General features: G+C 59.7%; 19 protein-coding genes and 1 riboswitch. Of the genes, 15 read left to right on the top strand and 4 right to left on the bottom strand.

Annotated elements, in window-relative coordinates; all coding sequences use genetic code 11:
• Positions 1 to 69: 69 nt before the first annotated feature.
• Entirely contained in the window at positions 70 to 828 is a 759-nt protein-coding gene (locus tag AC07N4_RS00715; RefSeq protein ID WP_273539444.1) for a sulfite exporter TauE/SafE family protein, read from the top strand.
• A gap of 24 nt (positions 829 to 852) precedes the next feature.
• Here the strand turns inward: AC07N4_RS00715 and AC07N4_RS00710 are convergent, their stop codons facing one another.
• Both AC07N4_RS00710 and AC07N4_RS00705 read right to left on the bottom strand, forming a co-directional pair.
• A complete protein-coding gene (locus AC07N4_RS00710; protein ID WP_096821734.1) occupies positions 853 to 1,752 on the bottom strand; it encodes a pirin family protein in 900 nt (299 codons plus the stop codon).
• An 88-nt stretch (positions 1,753 to 1,840) separates the two neighbouring features.
• Positions 1,841 to 2,281, bottom strand: coding sequence for a DoxX family protein (locus AC07N4_RS00705; protein ID WP_096821733.1), 441 nt, complete (start codon positions 2,279 to 2,281; stop codon positions 1,841 to 1,843).
• Between the two features lie 171 nt (positions 2,282 to 2,452).
• Between AC07N4_RS00705 and AC07N4_RS00700 the strand changes: the two genes are divergently transcribed.
• From AC07N4_RS00700 to AC07N4_RS00670, 7 genes are all read left to right on the top strand, one after another.
• Entirely contained in the window at positions 2,453 to 3,370 is a 918-nt protein-coding gene (locus AC07N4_RS00700) for a LysR family transcriptional regulator (RefSeq protein WP_102621604.1), read from the top strand.
• Positions 3,371 to 3,416: 46 nt separating this feature from the next.
• Positions 3,417 to 4,328, top strand: a complete 912-nt coding sequence (locus AC07N4_RS00695) for a hypothetical protein (RefSeq protein WP_102621605.1) — start codon at positions 3,417 to 3,419, stop codon at positions 4,326 to 4,328.
• A 108-nt stretch (positions 4,329 to 4,436) separates the two neighbouring features.
• A riboswitch (cobalamin riboswitch) is annotated at positions 4,437 to 4,642 on the top strand.
• A 92-nt stretch (positions 4,643 to 4,734) separates the two neighbouring features.
• Entirely contained in the window at positions 4,735 to 6,672 is a 1,938-nt protein-coding gene (locus AC07N4_RS00690) for a TonB-dependent receptor plug domain-containing protein (protein WP_493064692.1), read from the top strand.
• A complete protein-coding gene (locus tag AC07N4_RS00685; RefSeq protein WP_096821730.1) occupies positions 6,672 to 7,031 on the top strand; it encodes a (2Fe-2S) ferredoxin domain-containing protein in 360 nt (119 codons plus the stop codon). The genes AC07N4_RS00690 and AC07N4_RS00685 overlap by 1 nt, the downstream gene beginning before the upstream one ends.
• Positions 7,028 to 7,942, top strand: coding sequence for an ABC transporter substrate-binding protein (locus AC07N4_RS00680; RefSeq protein ID WP_493064691.1), 915 nt, complete (start codon positions 7,028 to 7,030; stop codon positions 7,940 to 7,942). Before AC07N4_RS00685 ends, AC07N4_RS00680 begins: the two co-directional genes overlap by 4 nt.
• Before the next feature lie 210 nt (positions 7,943 to 8,152).
• Positions 8,153 to 8,347, top strand: coding sequence for a hypothetical protein (locus tag AC07N4_RS00675; RefSeq protein ID WP_273541376.1), 195 nt, complete (start codon positions 8,153 to 8,155; stop codon positions 8,345 to 8,347).
• Positions 8,344 to 8,670, top strand: a complete 327-nt coding sequence (locus AC07N4_RS00670; protein ID WP_493064690.1) for a low molecular weight protein tyrosine phosphatase family protein — start codon at positions 8,344 to 8,346, stop codon at positions 8,668 to 8,670. The genes AC07N4_RS00675 and AC07N4_RS00670 overlap by 4 nt, the downstream gene beginning before the upstream one ends.
• Before the next feature lie 78 nt (positions 8,671 to 8,748).
• Here AC07N4_RS00670 and AC07N4_RS00665 read toward each other — a convergent pair whose 3' ends face one another.
• A complete protein-coding gene (locus AC07N4_RS00665) occupies positions 8,749 to 9,195 on the bottom strand; it encodes an anti-virulence regulator CigR family protein (protein WP_192560703.1) in 447 nt (148 codons plus the stop codon).
• Between the two features lie 213 nt (positions 9,196 to 9,408).
• On the opposite strand from AC07N4_RS00665, the gene AC07N4_RS00660 reads away from it, so the two are divergent.
• The 4 genes from AC07N4_RS00660 to AC07N4_RS00645 all read left to right on the top strand — a co-directional run bounded on the left by AC07N4_RS00660 (position 9,409) and on the right by AC07N4_RS00645 (position 12,224).
• The gene (locus AC07N4_RS00660; protein ID WP_096821725.1) at positions 9,409 to 9,840 is read left to right on the top strand and encodes a bleomycin resistance protein; all 432 of its coding nucleotides are present in this window, start codon (positions 9,409 to 9,411) and stop codon (positions 9,838 to 9,840) included.
• Between the two features lie 18 nt (positions 9,841 to 9,858).
• Positions 9,859 to 10,896: an alpha/beta hydrolase family protein gene (locus AC07N4_RS00655; RefSeq protein WP_493064689.1), complete on the top strand. Its 1,038-nt coding sequence runs from the start codon at positions 9,859 to 9,861 to the stop codon at positions 10,894 to 10,896.
• A gap of 105 nt (positions 10,897 to 11,001) precedes the next feature.
• A complete protein-coding gene (locus AC07N4_RS00650; protein ID WP_493065188.1) occupies positions 11,002 to 11,697 on the top strand; it encodes a phytanoyl-CoA dioxygenase family protein in 696 nt (231 codons plus the stop codon).
• A 35-nt stretch (positions 11,698 to 11,732) separates the two neighbouring features.
• On the top strand, positions 11,733 to 12,224 hold the full coding sequence (locus AC07N4_RS00645; RefSeq protein ID WP_493064688.1) for a GNAT family N-acetyltransferase: 492 nt from the start codon (positions 11,733 to 11,735) through the stop codon (positions 12,222 to 12,224).
• Positions 12,225 to 12,285: 61 nt separating this feature from the next.
• Here the strand turns inward: AC07N4_RS00645 and AC07N4_RS00640 are convergent, their stop codons facing one another.
• Positions 12,286 to 12,729, bottom strand: coding sequence for a hypothetical protein (locus tag AC07N4_RS00640; protein WP_192560699.1), 444 nt, complete (start codon positions 12,727 to 12,729; stop codon positions 12,286 to 12,288).
• Between the two features lie 130 nt (positions 12,730 to 12,859).
• Here AC07N4_RS00640 and AC07N4_RS00635 point away from each other — a divergent pair, with 130 nt between their 5' ends.
• The 3 genes from AC07N4_RS00635 (at position 12,860) to AC07N4_RS00625 (ending at position 17,546) form a co-directional block, all read left to right on the top strand.
• A complete protein-coding gene (locus AC07N4_RS00635; RefSeq protein ID WP_493064687.1) occupies positions 12,860 to 13,783 on the top strand; it encodes a bifunctional helix-turn-helix transcriptional regulator/GNAT family N-acetyltransferase in 924 nt (307 codons plus the stop codon).
• Between the two features lie 236 nt (positions 13,784 to 14,019).
• On the top strand, positions 14,020 to 16,344 hold the full coding sequence (locus AC07N4_RS00630; RefSeq protein WP_493064686.1) for a hypothetical protein: 2,325 nt from the start codon (positions 14,020 to 14,022) through the stop codon (positions 16,342 to 16,344).
• Entirely contained in the window at positions 16,335 to 17,546 is a 1,212-nt protein-coding gene (locus tag AC07N4_RS00625) for a hypothetical protein (RefSeq protein ID WP_493064685.1), read from the top strand. The genes AC07N4_RS00630 and AC07N4_RS00625 overlap by 10 nt, the downstream gene beginning before the upstream one ends.
• Position 17,547 lies beyond the last annotated feature (1 nt).

Genomic DNA, 17,547 nt, shown 5'->3' with positions numbered 1-17,547 from the left:
AACTGTTAACCGCGCAGATCATGAGCGAAATTAAGGCCATTTCCCGCCCTCATGAAGTGAGCGAAAACCTTGGAACTGACCGTCACCACCCTCCTCGTCACCTTCGCCGGCGTGTTCCTGATCTGCTTCATGAAGGGGGCGTTCGGCGGTGGTTTTGCGATTGTCGGGATTCCGTTGCTGTCGTTGGTGATGGACCCGATCACGGCTGGCGGGCTGTTGGCGCCGCTGTTTGTCGCCATGGACTTGTTCAGTCTGCGCTACTGGAAGCCCTCAACCTGGTCGAAACCGGATCTGCGCCTGCTGGTACCAGGACTGGTCGTCGGCATCGGCCTGGGTTATCTGCTTTTTCGGGTGCTGGATCACCGAGCGATCGCCATCGTAATGGCGGTGGTCACCCTGCTGTTTGTCGGTTTGTGGTTCAAGGCGGGTGGAGAAGTCCGCGTGAAGCCGCGCTCATCGCCCAAAGCGCTGGCCGCCGGCCTTACATCGGGCATCACGACCATGGTCGCGCACTCCGGCGGGCCGCCGCTGGCGATCTATCTGTTGCCGCTGGGCCTGAGCAAACAGATGTATGCCGGAACGACAAGCCTGTTTTTCACGGTCGGCAATCTGCTTAAAGCCGTACCCTGGCTGCTGCTGGCCAAACCCAGCGGCAACGTCCTGACGCTGATGCTCGTCAGCCTGCTCGCCGTACCCAGCGGGGTCTGGCTGGGCTGGCGGCTGCACGCCAGACTGGATCAGCGCCAGATGTACCGCGCCTGTTATGGCTTGCTGGTAGTCACAGCGCTGAAACTGTTGTGGGATGGTGTCGAGGGATACATGGCCTGAGTGAATTCTCAGGCCAGATCCGGTTTACTTGAACACCGGCACGGCAGCCGACCCGTCCGACTGTTTGAGATACTCACGCAACCGCCCACCGATTTCCGCAATCTTCGCCTCCCCCTCTCGCAAGGCTTGCGGGTTGGTGTGCACGGAGTAGTTTCCCAGCGCCAGGTCATAGGGATGTGGTTGCGCCGAGCCGATCACGAACACCGTGCCTTCGCGCATGGCCTTTAGCGTCACGGCGCCGTTGCCAGGTTCGAAGACCGCCATTTCACCCGCGCTGACCAGATCCGGCGCCGCCAGCAATCCACGGCTGACACTCAGCCATAACGACTCGTGACCTTCGGGTGGGGTGTACGTCCAGGATTCCCCGGCACCCAGCGTGACCAACAAGTAATTCATTCCCGCAGGCGCTCTAACCGGGCTCTGGACGCCTTGGTGCAAGCCGAGAATCACCCGCGCCGGCCCCACTTCAGGCATCGCGCCGGACTCAAGGTATTGGCTGTCGACACTGGCGTTTTCCAGCTCTGGAGGCAGCGCCACCCACAGTTGAAAGCCCTGAACCCGCTCCGAAGTACCCACCGACATTTCCTTGCCGTGCCAGACGCCGCCGCCCGCTCGCATCCACTCCACGCCGCCGTAATCAATCATGCCCTTGCCCGACTCGGCGTCCTCAAACCGCAGGTTGCCCTCGGTAATCACCGTCACGGTGGCGATCCCCGAATGCGGATGCATCGGCATGCCGTGAATGAACGAGGCCTCGCCTTCAAACAGATCGAGAAACACAAACGGCTTGATCAGATGCCCCAGATCCGAAGGGCTCATCAGTCGCACGATCGCGCCATGCCCACTGCCGCTGGTGCGATAACGGATTGCTCGGAGGGTATGGGTCTCACGGGTATAGCCAGAAAGTTGTTGCTGAACGGTCATGATGATTACTCGGTTCTGTCGCGGGGTGCGGCCAACAAAAAAATGCTGAAGCGCGGTGAAGGAGCCTGTCCTTCACCGCGCTCGGGTATCAACCGCGACGAGCGTCGAGGCTGAAGCGGCCGGCACCGAAGGCCACGACCTGCAACAGGCCACCGGCCATGGCGATGTTCTTGAAGAAGTGGATGAACTGGTTCTGGTCAGCCAGTGCACTGTGGAAGGCCAGTGCGGTGAACACGCTGAACGCAGCCAGCACAGCGGCGACGGTGCGGGTGCGGTATCCGGCGATCAACGCCAGGCCACCACCGACTTCAACGATGATCGCCACTGCCAGCGCCACTTGTGGAAGCGGCAGGCCCACCGAGCCGATGTAACCGATCATCATGGCCGGCGCGGCGAGTTTGGAAAAACCGGAGAGAATGAAAATCACGCTGAGCAATACGCGACCAATCAAGGCAGCCGAAGCTTGTTTGGTGTCGGAAGCGTTCTGTTCAGAAGCCTGTGTTTGAGCGATGTTTGCAGAAGTAGCCATGGGAGTATTTCCTTCAATGGGGTCCGGTTCGACTTGAACCGTCCGGATGAAGAAATGTTGCGCCTCGGCAGCTCATCTGAATAGCCGACTAATTTAGATCATTACGTTCGATAAAATAGGTAAGCTGCATATTCCACGGTAACGCGCCCATGGCGACTCAAGGACACAGGCATGATCTCCGATCCAGGCACACCGACACTCGATCAACTGCGCGTATTCCTGACTGTCGTCGAAGTCGGCAGTTTTGCAGCCGCTGCGCGCAAGCTTCACCGGGCGACGTCGGTGATCAGCTACTCGATCGCCAACCTTGAGATGCAATTGGGCGTCACCTTGTTCGATCGTGAAACCACCCGCAAACCGCAACTGACCGACGCCGGCCGCACCGTGCTGGCCGAAGCCCGGACCATCGCCAACGGCGTGCATGGCTTGAGAGCCAAGGTCAAAGGCCTCCTTCAGGGACTTGAAGCCGAAGTGCATGTGGTGCTCGACGTCATGCTGCCCGCCGAGCGCGTGGTGGATGCGCTGAAATCCTTTCGGGAAGAATTCCCCACCGTCGCCTTGCACCTGCACATGGAAGCACTCGGCGCAGTGACTGAACGGGTGATCAATCGCGGCGCGGTGGTCGGCGTCAGCGGGCCCATGAACGACGGCATCAACGGCATCGAAAGAATCGGCATCGGCAGCGTCGAGCTGATTCCGGTGGCAGCGCCAAATCATCCGCTGGCTTCGGGCGAAGCCAACGTTCCCGGTGCCGGACGTGAGCATACGCAACTGGTGCTGTCCGATCGCTCACGCCTGACCAAAGACAGGGAGTTCGCCGTGCTGAGCAACCGCACCTGGCGCCTGGCGGACCTGGGTGCCAAACACATGTTGCTGCGCGAGGGCATCGGCTGGGGGAATATGCCGAAGCCGATGATTCAGGAGGATCTGGACAGCGGCCGACTGGTACAGCTGGATTTGTCGGAGTACACCAGCGGGCAATACACCTTCGATGCGATCTACCGTACCGATGTGCCACCGGGGCCGGCGGCGCGGTGGTTGATCGAGCGGTTTGTACAACAAGGCAAGGCGCACGTGACGGCTGTCTGAAGCGCCCGCGAAACCAATTGATATTTCACTGAAAAAAGAGCACGACATGGAGTTATCTTTGATCAAAGAAATGTTCGAGTATTCGGCTTACGCCATTCTCGGAATTCTGGGTCTGTTTATTTGTTTTTGCGGGTTGTTCGTTTGGCAAAGCCGTTTATTGCCAAGCCGGCTGAATGACATTGGTTGGAAAAGAGTTGATTACGCCTGGATCATCGCGGGCTCGATGGGCCTCATATTTCAATTTATCCAGGTTGGCCTGGACTCAAAGCTTTCAAACCTGAGAGTGGAAGAAACCTTTGGTCAGCTTTCTGCCCAGTCCCTGAATATCGCAGCAGACGAGTTAAGCGATGCCAGAATCTGCTTGCCAATTTCAGTGAAAAAAGACGACGTACTGGAGCGCGAATCAGCCCAGCAGCTCGCTAGCGCCTGTGATCTGTTTCAAAAAATTCGTCCTGTAAACCGCGTGGACACTAAAGTAGACAGAAACGTTTTCATGAATTACGACAGCGTTTTTCCAGAGGCTGAAAGATTTTCCGATCCGCTGATCGTTGAACAAGTGAAGCGCTTCAAACGGGCCTACGCCGATTACGAGGAACAGGCTCAGGCATTACACAAAACGCAATACGCTGCCTACGTCTACGAACGGTACCTGAAACTCCTTCAATTAATGGCAACACCTCTTCTGGTGGTCGCGGTTGCCCTCAGACTGGCCAAGGTGAAGGGTGAAATTCGATTAAAAACCCACCCTATGGAAAATAAACCGGACAACTCCATCTCCCCGCAAGCGCTGGCCAATGCGGTAAAGGGACTGGCAACTTCGGCCCAAGTGGACGACCTGGTCGTCAGGCTCAATAAACTCGAAAGTTCAAACCGGCTCAAACTGAACATTATCTTCATAATGATGTTTGTACTCGGCGCGGGGATTATCTCGGTGTTTATGCTCTCGAACGTTCACTAGAACCAGAACTTCAGTGATTCAATTATCAGGGTTTGCCGCAATCTCGCGCCTGCGTCGCAGGAGCTTTACATCCTTCAACGAAGTTGACGAGCGGTCATCCGAATGTTCAGATGCCGCCCTGTTTCAGGTGTCCCATGCCGCCGTGCATGGGGTGAAACGGGAAACCGGTACGTTCTTTTCGAACAAGTCCGGTGCTGCCCCCGCAACGGTAGGCGCGTGATGCTTTCGACACACCACTGTGGCCAGACGGCCATGGGAAGGTGAAAGCATCCATACGCGCAAGCCCGGAGACCGGCCTGAAATTCTGTTTGGCAAAATCCTGCGGTGGGCGGGCATGGGCCGGTGTCGGCGTGTGCGCGATGCCTTCTCCTGCATGCTCTTCTGCGAAGATCCTTTCGAGAAGATAATGATTCGACCTTTCAACACTCCGGCTCCATCCCTGTTGCTTGGCTGTCTGTTCAGCCCCCTGTTGCTGGCGGACGACGCGCCGCTCGAACTCACTCAGCAAATCGTTTCCGCACCGTCCGTGGAGTCCACGACCGTGGCCGACATGGCGCAATTCGGCAGCAAGGTCGAGATCGTCACCCGCGAGCAGATCGAGCGCGCCGGCCCCAGCGCCGATGTCAGCCGCGTCATGCAGATGTTCATTCCCGGCCTGTATGTCGCGCCGAAAAACGGCCCGTTCGACTACGGCACCTATTCCCAGCTGGGCGGGCGCAACGATGACACGCTGATCCTGCTCGACGGCGTGCGCCTGAACAATCGCCTGTACGGCGGCCTGTATCTGGACACCCTGCCGGCCAACGCCATCGAACGCATCGAAGTGCTCAAGGGCGGGCAGAGCCTGCTGTTCGGCACTCAGGCCGTGTCCGGCGTGATCAACATCGTCACCCGCAGCCCGCAGACTCGCAAAGCCTCCGGCGAAGTGAACATGGGCGTGGATACCTTCGGTGGCACCACCGAGGATGCGCGGGTCGAGAACATCTTCACCAACGGTTTCGGCGACCTGGGCTTGCTGGCCTACGTCAGTCATAACGTCTCGGACGGCTATCAGCCGTTTCGCAATCGCGACATCAAGAACGACAGCGAAAAGAAGCGCGCCTACGAAGTCACCACCTTCGGCGGCAAGGCGATTCAGTCCTTTGGCGACGACGCGCGCATGGAGCTGTTCTACCAATACGCCGACGCCAACCTCGACTTCGCCCGCCCGGTCGACAACCACAAGACCACCAACGACCGCGTCCAGCAGATCGCCACGGCGACCTTCGAACAGAACATCAACGAGCGCCTGAGCTATTTCGTCAAAGGCCACATCAACGACTGGGACACCCGCTACACGCGCATCAACAACACCGCCAATGGCGGCACCAGAACCATCAACCACAACGACTACTGGGGCTTCACCGACTGGGGCGTGCAGGCCGAAGGCAAAGCTGAATTGCCCGGCGGCCATGTGCTGGTGTTCGGTACGGACAACCAGTGGTTCAAAGGTCAGGACGATGTGCTGATCATCGACAATGACAAGGCCGAAGCCCACGCGCTGTACACCCAGTTGCGCCCGCAGATCGACGCCCTGCCCGACTGGCACCCGAGCATCGGCATTCGTCACGAAGCCATGAGCGGCGGCGACAGCGCCACGGTCGGCATGCTCACTTCGCTGTATGACCTCAATGAACACTGGGCACTGCGCGGCCAGTACGGCACCGCCTACAAACTGCCGAACGCCGAGCAACTGTTCGTCAACGAACCGGGTGACGAGTTGGGCAACCGCAACCTGAAACCCGAGAAAAGTCGCAATGCCGAACTGGGTCTCGACTATAAGGGCTTGCTGCTCGATCGCGAGTTCAGCGCCAGCGTCACCCTGTTCAAACGCAAGATCGACGACCTGATCACCCTCGACGACATCCAATGGGTCAACGGCCAGGGGCGGATCCAGATGCGCGGTTTCGAGGCGGACGCGAAACTGGCGCTCAACGAGCAATGGAGCCTGCAAGCGGACATGACTCGCAACCTCACCGAATCGCGCGCCGGGGTGACGCTGAACGATGTGCCGAGCTTCTTCGCCCGCTCGCGCATCGGTTACGAGTCGGTTGACCGGATGTGGGGGGCCGGCGGCGCGATCCGCTACATTCGCGATGTGATCAGCTCGAAACAGGTCGAGTACGGCCATTACTCCGTGGTGGACGCCGACGCTTATCGCTACCTGGACGGCGCGCACCAGCACCGGTTGAGCCTGCTGGTGGAAAACCTGTTCGACCGCGATTACGTCACCAGCCGCTCGAACAACGTCGACAACCTCGGACGGCCGTTCACCTCCGAAGTGCGCTACACGTACCGTTTCTGATGGCTGAAATCAAAACCATCGACGGCGTCGACACGCACCCGGACTGGTCGCATGTTCCCGCCCATGCCCGCCACGTATTCCTCTGCACCGGCCCGCGCTGCACCCAGCGCGGCGCCTTGCAGATATGGAAAACCCTGCGTCGGCACTTGCTGGCGCATGACCGCATCGAGACACCGGGCGGGGTTTTGCTGACCCGCACGCACTGTCAATTCCCGTGCAACCTGGGGCCGGTCATGACGGTGTATCCGGAGACCTGCTGGTATGGCGTGCGCAGCCACGCGGATGCGCAACGGCTGGTCGAAGTGCACCTGGTGGGCGGCGAAGTGGTCGAGGATCTGTTGATCAAGGAGCGCTCGTGAGAACGCTGTGCTTTCTGGCGGGCGCCCTGCTCTGCGCTTCTCCGATTCTGGCAGATGATTACCGCAATTGTGGCGAGACCTGGCACCTGCCGGCATCACCACCGTCGCGGATTATCGCCCTCAATCAGCATGCGGCCGATCTCGTGTTGGCGTTGGGCGCGGGCCCGGCGCTGGCCGGCGTCGCCTATCTGGATGACACCGGTGCGCCGCAATCCGAGTACTTCGGCGTGCCGGTGATTTCGCCCCGCTATCCATCGAGCGAAGTGCTGTACGCGCAGAAACCGGATCTCGTGGTCGGCGGCTTCGCCACGGCGTTTGGCAACGGCGTGACGTCACGCAGCGGGCTGGGGCGCAACGGCGTGGCTTCGTACTTGCTGGAATCGGCCTGCAACGGACATTCGCTGGATTACTTCGAACACATCCGCAACGACCTCTCGACCCTCGGTGCCTTGCTGCACAAGCAGCAGCGCGCTCGGGAACTGAGCGATGCAATGGATGCCGATCTGGAAAAGGCCAAGGCGTTAACCCGCCCGGGCAGGCCACTGTCAGTGTTCTATCTCGACAGCGAGGTCAATGGTCTCGACAGCGAAGGTCGACGGGGTTTCGTCACCACCCTGCTGGCCGCAGCCGGGGCTGGAAACCTGTTCGCCGAGATCAATCAATACCGGGTGACCGTCAGCCGCGAAACCCTGCTCGCCAGTGATCCGGATGTGATCCTGCTGGCCGACGCGCAATGGTCGCCGGCCAGTCGCAAGCGTCAGTTGCTGATGCAAGATCCGGTGCTGTCGACCCTGCGGGCGGTGCGCGAGAACCGGATCATCGATATTCCCTTCACGCATCTGTTGCCGACGGTGGGTAGTGGTCGGGTGGCGCTGGAGTTGGCGCGACAGCTCAAGGCATTGAGTCCTTAAAGGAGTCCTTAAAGGGGACAGATTTATTTTTCCTGCCTCCGGCTGAAAGGCGTTTCGCGAGTTCTTGGTGAGAATCCCGCACCGCCGCCATTCATGGCGGCAAATGACGATTTTCAATGCGTCCAGCTTTCGGTACTCCCGATTCGCGTTTACCATACGCCCAACTCGTATTACCGCGGCTGCTGAACCCGGTATTCACGAGGACAGACCATGAACAGAACCCGCGCCTGGAGACGCACCCAGGCCCGTAAACACGGCAATGACAAAGCGGTTCGTCCGCCAACTTTCAAACCGGAAAAGAACTGGAAGTTGATGTACATCCGATCCACCAAACTGGTCAGGGCTCGCCAACTCGGCATGAGCTACCCCATTCGTTCCACCCGCCAATTGCTGGATCAAGAGTGACGAACCTACTGTTCATTTGCAGTCGTAACCAATGGCGCAGCCCAACAGCGGAAGCAGTCTGGCGCCGCCGGCCCGGCTTCAATGTTCGTTCAGCGGGCACCAGCCCCAATGCACGCAAGACCATCGGCCCAGCGGATATTCGCTGGGCCGATTTCATTTTTGTGATGGAAACCAAACACCTGAATCGCCTGCAGGCCGAGTACGCCCGGCTGCTGGAGCACAAGCGAATTCACTCGCTGGACATTCCGGATGACTATCACTACATGGATCCGGAGCTGGTAGAACTTCTTGAGAAATCGGTAAAACCCTACCTCCCTGACTGACTTCTCCGTCGCCAGGCAATGAAACAAATAAAACGGAATTCCCCTCATGCCTGCATCATATGGGGACAGATCTATTTTTCAATCGAAGGCGCCGTTTAGCACTTCATAAATCAACCCGGTGGCCAGCGCGACCAGGATCAGATCGGTGCCGACCTGCTGCCATTCGTAGCCGTCGTAGTGCGGCAGTCTGCCGACCAGTCGACCATCGAGCTTCTTCGCAATCCCGGGTGGGAGCGGCTTGCCCCGGGCCAGGTTCTTCTGGATCCCGGGCGGCAACGCCGGGCCCGGGGTCCAGTAGCCGCGATACCCGTCCACAATCCCGATCACCCCGGCGTAGTCGATACTCGGACCATGCCCCTGATACCCGTCCCCGCCTTTTTTCCCCTGATTGCCATGGCCCTGGCTGTTATGCGGATTGCCTTTGCCCTGCCCCTTTCCGTTGCCAGGATCGGCCAGCGCTGTCACCGAACTGCTCAGCAGCGCAATACAGGTCGTGGTCACAATCAATGTGCGTAAACCGGACATCGGTCGTTCCTTGAATGAATGGGTGTCTGTGGATTCTAGTCAGTTTTTTTACAGGTATGGAGAGACGGCCCTGTCATCGCGGTTTGTGACGATTTTCGATGCGTGCAGCTTCCGGTACTCCCCGATTCGCGCTTACCATGCGCCCGACTCGTATTACTGCGGGGAAGAAGTCTGGCGCCGTTGTCCCGACTTCAACGAAAAGGAATTCACCCCATGTTTGAACGGAACAAACTGGTTCCAGAATTGATGGTCACGGATCTGCAGGCCAGCCTCGCGTTCTGGGTCTCCTGCCTGGGGTTCAACATCGCTTATCAACGCCCTGAAGATGGCTTCGCCTACCTCGACCTGAATGGCGCTCAAGTCATGCTCGAGCAGGTTGAACCGAATGCAGGCCAGTGGCTGACGGCGGATCTGAGCAAGCCTTTCGGAAGAGGCGTCAATCTGCAGATTGACGTTGAGGCGGTTGCCCCCATCATCGAAAGACTGGGCACTGCCCAGGTCTCACTCTATAAAACCTGCAAAGACACCTGGTATCGAGCTGACGATGTCGAAGTCGGCCAGCGTGAATTTCTCGTTCAGGATCCCGACGGTTATCTCGTAAGACTGGTAGAACGTCTGGGCGAACGTCCTGTTTGCCCGATTTGATCAAGGAAGATAAAAACAATGAAAAACGCTTTCCGCATCCTGCTTCTGATCTGCTTTTCGGCCAGCGCACACGCTGACGAAAACCCCATCGGTTTCCGGACCGCCACACTGCCGGATGCGCACAACGACCGTCCGCTGGAGATGGTCGTCTGGTATCCCGCCAAGACCACCGCCACCCCGCAGTTGATTGCCGACGATATTGTGTTCTTCGGGACGGCGGCAGTGCGCGATGCACCACCGACTACCGGTGAGCATCCGTTACTGGTGCTCTCGCATGGTTACCGAGGGAACTGGAGCAACCAGGCCTGGCTGGCCACCGCCTTGGCCCGTCAGGGTTACATCGTGGCGGCGGTCAACCATCCCGGCACCACGACGCATGACCGCAGTCCTCAAGCCGCTGCACAGTTGTGGCAACGACCTGCCGACATCAGCCGCGTCATCGATGCGGTCACCGCTCGGCCCGAGCAAACGGGTGCCGTTTCGATGCGGCGAATTGCGGTAGCCGGCCATTCACTCGGCGGCTGGACCGCCCTCGAAATCGCCGGTTCACGGTTCGATCCCGAGCGCTTTGCGAAGGACTGCACAGCCCATCAAAAACTGGCCAGTTGCTCGGTCTACAAGACGATCAACGTCGCCGACACGCCAGAATCGAAGAGCCGGATGAGCGCGGACTTGAGCGACAAACGCGTCAGCGCGATCGTTTCACTGGACCTGGGCCTGTCACGCGGGATGACCGATACAAGCCTCGCCGCGCTACCGATTCCGACACTGGTGATTGGCGCTGGCGTACCGTCAGAAGACCTGCCCGCCCAATTGGAGTCGGCCAACCTTGCCAAGCGGCTGCCTTCGGCATCGTCGCAGTATGTCGAGATCAGCGACGCCAGCCATTTCAGCTTCATGGCATCGTGCAAGCCCGGCGCAGTGGAGTTGCTTGAAGAAGACTCGCCAGGCGACGGCATCATTTGCGGGGATGGCGGCGGCCGTTCGCGTGAAGTGATCCAGCAACAGGTGGTGGCCTTGATCGACGGGTTTCTGACCCGGTCACTCCCGAACTGATGACGGTGTTGCCCGTGCAGCACCGGGCGGCGCTTGATGAGTTTGAAAGGGCTGAATAACAGCGGGTTTTGACCAAGGTGACTCTGGATGACGGTACGGCAATGGATGCCTTTGTCTACGCCCTGCGCTAGACAGCTTCACCAATACGGCTACGCCCTGCTCCGCCAGGCAATCCCGGCTGCATGGCTGACCGGACTTCGGACCACGTTCGACACCGGTGTAAGGCCCTCAAGCGAATGGCCCGTGCCCCGTGGCATCGACTGGCGCCATTCGCTGCTGGACACGGATCCGACCGTTCAGGCCGTGTGCCGATTGCCACAAGTGCTGGCGGTGGTGGGCGAGTTGATCGGCGAACGCTTCTTCCTCTCCCAGGTGGAGGGCCGCGAGCCGCTTGCCGGTGGCGGCCATCAACAGTTGCACCGAGACTTGTCGACGCAACGCCCTGGCGACACCGTCAACGCGCTGGTGTACCTCGACGATTACGGTCCCAACAACGGCGCAACCCGCATCGTCCCCGGCAGCCATCGCCCTGCACTCGGCGAGCCCCCGTTCGATTTCACTGACGAGTCCCGCTCGGTGCAGCTTTGCGGCAGTGCTGGCGACATCCTGATCTTCGATGCCGACCTGATCCACGCTGGCAGCTTGAACCCCACCGGCACACGCCGCCGCACTCTATTGATCACCTGGTTTTCTGAATCTCTCTACGCCACACACCTGGAAACAGTGAGCCTCAGAAACATACAAATGGACACGACCGAGCGGTTCGATCCGGCGGACTTCGTCCTCGAACCCCTGAACTGAAGCAGCCACCCGCCACTGAAGGAACGTGACGCCCCATGGACGACACCACGCAGTACAGAATTGCCACCGCTGAAGATGCATTGATCGTTTGCGAACTGGGCCAGATTCTCAACGCCGTCCACCACGCAGCCCGCCCCGACATCTACACCGCCACCACCGAGGACTTCGCCCGTGACCTGCCGCACTGGATGAACTACTTCGACAAACCGGGTCAGGTTGTCTTCATTGCACACGCCGGTCAGCAGCCCGCAGGTTTCATTGCGGCGAGCCTATCGGCCAGCACCAGCCCGCTGATGCAACCCATGAACATCGTGCGCATCGGATCGGTGTGCGTCGCCGAGGCCTTCTGGGGCAAAGGCATCGGCCGTCAATTGATGGAGCGGGTCAAAGGCTGGGCCATCGAACACAACGCCCAAGAGTTGAGATTATCCGTCTGGCCGTTCAATGAACGCGCGGCACGGATGTATGCAGAGTTCGGGTTCGAGAGCCGCACCGTCGATATGGGTATGCGTTTGTCCCCGGCATGATCAACGCCGACCGTGCCACGACGTATGCATTCTCAATGCGCACGTCGTGACGCAGCCTCACTCATTGCACGCTGATGTACTGGAATTTCGCCTGGGCTTTTTCTACGGCACTGCGCGCCGCATCCTTCTGACCCTCACCGCCCGCGTAATAGATGCGCATGCCATTCAGGTCGAGCGACTCAAACGCATTCTTGATGATGGCCACGTCGAGTGACGTCCCCGCACCGATGATCAAGAAGCCGCTTTCGCCGGCAGACTTGGCGATCAGCAGTTGTTGCTTGAGCAGCGTGGCGTTGGCCCCGCCGCCGGCTGCAATCGCCAGATTGTCGGCGATCAGGCCGTGACTCTGGATTTTGGTTGCGGGCAGGCTGACCTTGTTCTGCCCGGCAGGAAGGGTCATGACATGGGCGTCGGCGGCTTCCCGGTAAATGGCATCGTCGCTCTTGCCGTGGGATGCACAACCGGCCAGAAGGGCCAATACAGACGCAGCAATCAGTAATTTCACGTTCTTTCCTTGTGAGTGTGGCTCCATGAACACGCAGGATAAGGGAGGCTGCCGTTGGTCAGCAATTCATTTGACTTGGTTGCCTTGAGCAACTATATAGTTGCTCAAGGCAACCATTTGAGCACCCACCATGTCCACGCCCCCTCTCATCGAACGAGCCGACATCGTCCGCCAGTTCAACCGTTTCTACACCCACCAGATCGGCGTTCTGCAGGAACACCTGCTGCAAAGCGATTACTCGTTGACTGAGCTGCGCATCCTCTACGAACTGGCCTCCCGCGGCGACCTGACCAGCGCCGACCTGCGCCAGATGCTGAGCCTGGACGCGGGCTACATGAGCCGGATCATCAGCGGCTTCGACAAAAAAGGCCTGATCCAGAAAGTCCCCTCTGCCACCGACGCCCGCGCCAGCCAGTTGCACATCACCGACCTCGGCCGCGAAATACTCGCCCCGCTGGAACAAGCGTCGCGGCAGGAAGTCATCACCCTGCTCGAACGCATGGCCGAGCCGCAGCAACTGCAATTGATCGAGTCCATGAAGCAGATCCAGACCTTGCTCGAGGGCCGCCAACAGCCGACTTACCTGTTGCGCGACCCGCAACCCGGCGACATGGGGCTGGTGGTGCAGCAACAAACCGTGATCTACACCCGCGAATACGGCTGGAACTGGGAGTTCGAAGCGCTGGTCTCCGAGATCGTCGCCAAGTACCTGCGTGAGTTCGAGCCTGCCAGCGAACGCTGCTGGATCGCGGAAAAGGACGGCAAGGTGGTGGGCTCGGTGTTTGTCATCCGGCACGACGCAACCACGGCAAAACTGCGCATGCTGTTTGTCGACGCCAGCGCTCGGGGGTTGGGGATCGGCAACCGACTGGTTGAAGAGTGCCTGCGCTTTGCCCGGGATGTCGGGTACGAAAAGATGATTTTGTGGACCACCAGCAATCTGGTAGAGGCTCGCCGTCTGTATCAGCGAGCGGGGTTTCAATTAATGGAAGAAGAGTCAATTCAGAGCTTTGGAAAAGAGCTTGTAAGTCAGACCTGGGCGATTGAGTTGTGATGCTCCACTTCCTCTGATTCGCTGTGTGCAGGTCAATCATTTGGCGTTGCCTCCCGGCGCACTCTTGGTTTTTCAAACGCCAACTGGTAGCGTGCGGCACCTCGCTGTATTGCCCGATCCCTTTCGTCATTCGTGACCTGTAAAAGGCAGACGTGCACGAGTACCGTTGCCCCACTCGAGGGCACCGACGCAGGACGCATCGGGCGATGCACAGTCATTCGCAAATGGAGTTCACAATGACGCAAAACAGCACCGTGCTGTCCGGCATCCAGCTGGATCAATTCATGGATCGTCTTGAGGCCGAGCATCAGGAACATGGTGTCGACTACCTGTTGGGCCAGCTGCGCGGCCAACCGCTCAAGGCAACCTCGCTGGAATCGATCGGACGGCTACACGTGCTGTGGGTCAACGCGGGTGATGCAGACGCGGCCAGGGCGGTACTGGCCGGCGACGGCCAGGCACTGATCGAAGCTACGCCTGATGATGAGCGCAACGAACTCAAGGTCAACCTGCTGATCTACCAACTGCGGCTGGACAACTACCTCAAAGATGAGCAGGGCCTGCTTCAGGCGCTCGACACCCTTCAGCAATTGACCAACGAGCCGCTGCCGTTCGATATCGAGCAGTACCGGCGCTACCGCATTTTCGAAGATCTCCAACATGCCACACTCGACGTCGCCCTGAAGACCATCGAAGTGCGTCACACCCTCGCCCTGATCAACCCCGACCGTCATGCACTGCGGGCCTGGGACGATGCCGATCAACACCAGCGACGGGCCCAGGCGCTGGCCGCCCATGAACGCGACGAAGAAGCTCGCGAAGCCGCGCTGGCGGCAATTGCCGCATTACGCACCGCTGGCGAAGATCAGGATGTCGACGGTAACGACTGGCTGTGGCTGGGCGATGCGCTCATCGAAATCGTTCCGTTGCGCCTGGCGATGTTCGAACAGCCGGTTGTGCGATTGATCGCCGAATTGTCGCTGCCCCAGCGTCGAGAATGGGAAGTGCGCCTGGCACGTCTGGCCGCCCGCTCATTGCAGGCCCAGGGCGACCTGGCCGGTGCTTTGAAAATCTGTGAAGTGGCGACCCTGAGTCTGGATTCCGGCGGCGGTGACAACTTCGTTGACTTCCATTTGCCTTGGCTGCTTGAAAACGGCCAGATCGACGACGCCGGGCAACGTGCATTCATGGAAACCTATGAAATGCGCGGCAAAATGTGGCCGGGCACGGCCTACTGGGTACAAGATCGCCTGCTCGATGCCGAGGATCAGTCAGCGTGGTGGCCATTGTGCGTGATGCGTGCCTGTGATGATCAGAGGGTGCTGGAGCGATTCACGTCCGGCCTGCCGTGGCGGGACGAGTCGACCCCGTCCATGGGCCCGCTGCTCGATGCACTGCATGACGCGCGCGATGACCTTGAGCAAATCGACAACGTCTTCACTCTGGCCCTTGCAGAAGCCCGGCGACGCGCGCCGAATCACCCGTGGATCACTCGCCTGGTGGCGGTGCGTGAACGTCAGGCCGGGCGCATCGACGCCAACACCGAACTGACGATGCTGCGCGAGGCGGTTTCGGCCGGCGATCTGCAGGACTACCGCAGCGTCTACAGCCTGTTCAGCGCCCACGCCAATGTGTTCGGCATATCCGATGCCTTGCGCCAACCCTTGCCGCCATTGGCCAGTGGCATGTACTACTACAATTTTGCGACTTCCCTTGAAAGCGTGGTCGAAGCGCATGTCGAGAACCTTTCAAGCGAGGAGACAGATTCGGCCTGGTGGCGGCTGCGAGAAGTACAAAAGGCTGCTTACGAACAGGGCCAGGCCCGTATGGAGCAATGCTTCGCCAACGGCCACGGGCACCGCTACGATGCCTGCGCGCACCTGTACTCGATGCTGTGCAACAACCTTGCGCTCAATTACCAATGCTACAACGACAAACTGATGGGTCTGGCCCTTGAGTTGCATAGCCGTGGCATCGCCGCCAGCCCGTTCGCCGAGCACTATCAGGGCATCCTCGACAACCGCATTCTGCTGAACGATAACCCGGGCATCGCCGAAGCCGCCGAACAACTCTGGCACTACGCAGCCGACTATGGCTACGGCCGCCACGACCCGGAAGATTACGTACAGGACGTCACCCGCGCCCTGTTTCAACTGGACCGCGAGCGCGAGATTCTGATCTGGCTGGAGCGCGTTCTCAAATGGCAGGAAGATCGCGAAATCAGCGACAAGGACCTGGAATATTCGCCACTGTTCGCACGAATGAAAATTGCCCTGTACCTGTCATACAGCCTGCCGGAGGCGGCCACTAGCCTGTGGCTACGTTACGCGCCGGTCATTGATGAACTCGCCGAACCCTCTCTGCTGGCTTGTGCCGGCGATGTGCTCAAGAGGCTCGAGCGCAAGGCAGAGGCCGTGGCCTATTATCAGCGCTCCATTCTGCGCAGTGATCCGAACAACGAAGTTGATCGGGGAAACAATGAAATGATCCGCCAGTGGATCGCCGAGCTGCAGGCGCCGGCAAAACCGGCCGGCAAGGCCTGGTGGCAGATATGGAAGTGACACCGGAGCTGCGAACGTCCGGTTACGCCCCGCGCAATGCACTCAATGCCGATCAACTCAAGCGTGGCATTGCCGAGCGCAGCAAGGCCCGAGGTGATGCGCCAGAGGTGGGCAAATGGTTGCTCAACCATTTCTACCGTCATCTGGTCGGCAATTTCGAGCCTGCGCGACGAATCCTGAGCATGGGGCAGGCTATCGAGGCATTGGGAGCCGAGCCGCCATCCTGGGTAGTCAGGCATTTGAGCGAGGCCGGCAGAGATTCACTTGCACCGCTGGTGTGGATCGATCCGCAGCAGGCCCCACTGCTGGCCCAGGAGGCCTTGCTGGTGGAGTTCCTGACCTCGCGCCAGGGCACAGCGCTCGCGGGCAAGCTCGAACGCATCAACTGCCCCCAGGCGTTGTTGCTGTGGCAAAAGGAACACGCGCAGATGGCGGCGCGGGTCGAACAAGGCTGGCGCCAGAGCCAGCCCGAGGCCTTGCTTGCGCGGGTGACCACCGCTGAGCACCTATTGCAGGAACTGCGTCCCGAAAGTTCCTTGCTGCGCGCGGAAATGGCCTTTGAAAGCTACGTGATGCGCCACTGTCTGGGCCAGTTCGCCGATCGCCGCGCCTTGACTGGCGGCTACGGCGAACGCTATGCCGAAGCGGTGGAACAGCAGCGCATGCGCGTGTTCAGTTTGCGTGACAGCCAGGGCCAGCCACACATCACCATCAGCCTGATCGTCCAGGCCGACGGCACCTTGACGGTCGAGCAGGTCAAGGGTAAGCAAAACCGGCCTCCGGTCGAGCGCTATTACCAGGACCTGCTGCAGTGCCTGAATGCCCTGGGCACCGACCAGCAGACACCCGCCGACTGTATCGCCATCGGCATCGTGCGTACCGAAGCAGGCTGGCTGCGTATCGAGGAGGTCAACGACCCGACCGCCCAGACTCGCCTGGTTGCCCGATATCCGCAACTTTACGAGCGCCTCGATGCACCGTCCGCCATGGTCGAATGGCTGGTCGCCGGGCGTCAGCCGCAGCAATTCCTGCAGGCTGCCCCGAAGACGGTGTCGGTCAAGTACGCCATCCGGCATATTTTCAGCACACACATCGAGCGTCAGCCCAAAGACCCGCTGTACCTCACCGAAGGTGTGCCGTGGCCGGAAATGACCTCGCCAATGGCCGAGGAAATCCAGGCCTGGCAGGCCCGGGCAAGGTAAG

It is taken from the genome of Pseudomonas sp. GW821-FHT09E04 (genome assembly GCF_059416185.1).
This window is presented reverse-complemented; position numbering and strand designations above follow the sequence as displayed.

Coding starts and splice junctions, on each gene's coding strand:
- AC07N4_RS00660 (WP_096821725.1), top strand. CDS start 9,409: ATGTTTGAACGGAACAAACTGGTTCCAGAATTGATGGTCACGGATCTG.
- AC07N4_RS00685 (WP_096821730.1), top strand. CDS start 6,672: ATGGCTGAAATCAAAACCATCGACGGCGTCGACACGCACCCGGACTGG.
- AC07N4_RS00665 (WP_192560703.1), bottom strand. CDS start 9,195: ATGTCCGGTTTACGCACATTGATTGTGACCACGACCTGTATTGCGCTG.
- AC07N4_RS00635 (WP_493064687.1), top strand. CDS start 12,860: ATGTCCACGCCCCCTCTCATCGAACGAGCCGACATCGTCCGCCAGTTC.
- AC07N4_RS00700 (WP_102621604.1), top strand. CDS start 2,453: ATGATCTCCGATCCAGGCACACCGACACTCGATCAACTGCGCGTATTC.
- AC07N4_RS00650 (WP_493065188.1), top strand. CDS start 11,002: ATGCCTTTGTCTACGCCCTGCGCTAGACAGCTTCACCAATACGGCTAC.
- AC07N4_RS00690 (WP_493064692.1), top strand. CDS start 4,735: ATGATTCGACCTTTCAACACTCCGGCTCCATCCCTGTTGCTTGGCTGT.
- AC07N4_RS00630 (WP_493064686.1), top strand. CDS start 14,020: ATGACGCAAAACAGCACCGTGCTGTCCGGCATCCAGCTGGATCAATTC.
- AC07N4_RS00675 (WP_273541376.1), top strand. CDS start 8,153: ATGAACAGAACCCGCGCCTGGAGACGCACCCAGGCCCGTAAACACGGC.
- AC07N4_RS00710 (WP_096821734.1), bottom strand. CDS start 1,752: ATGACCGTTCAGCAACAACTTTCTGGCTATACCCGTGAGACCCATACC.
- AC07N4_RS00695 (WP_102621605.1), top strand. CDS start 3,417: ATGGAGTTATCTTTGATCAAAGAAATGTTCGAGTATTCGGCTTACGCC.
- AC07N4_RS00705 (WP_096821733.1), bottom strand. CDS start 2,281: ATGGCTACTTCTGCAAACATCGCTCAAACACAGGCTTCTGAACAGAAC.
- AC07N4_RS00625 (WP_493064685.1), top strand. CDS start 16,335: ATGGAAGTGACACCGGAGCTGCGAACGTCCGGTTACGCCCCGCGCAAT.
- AC07N4_RS00655 (WP_493064689.1), top strand. CDS start 9,859: ATGAAAAACGCTTTCCGCATCCTGCTTCTGATCTGCTTTTCGGCCAGC.
- AC07N4_RS00645 (WP_493064688.1), top strand. CDS start 11,733: ATGGACGACACCACGCAGTACAGAATTGCCACCGCTGAAGATGCATTG.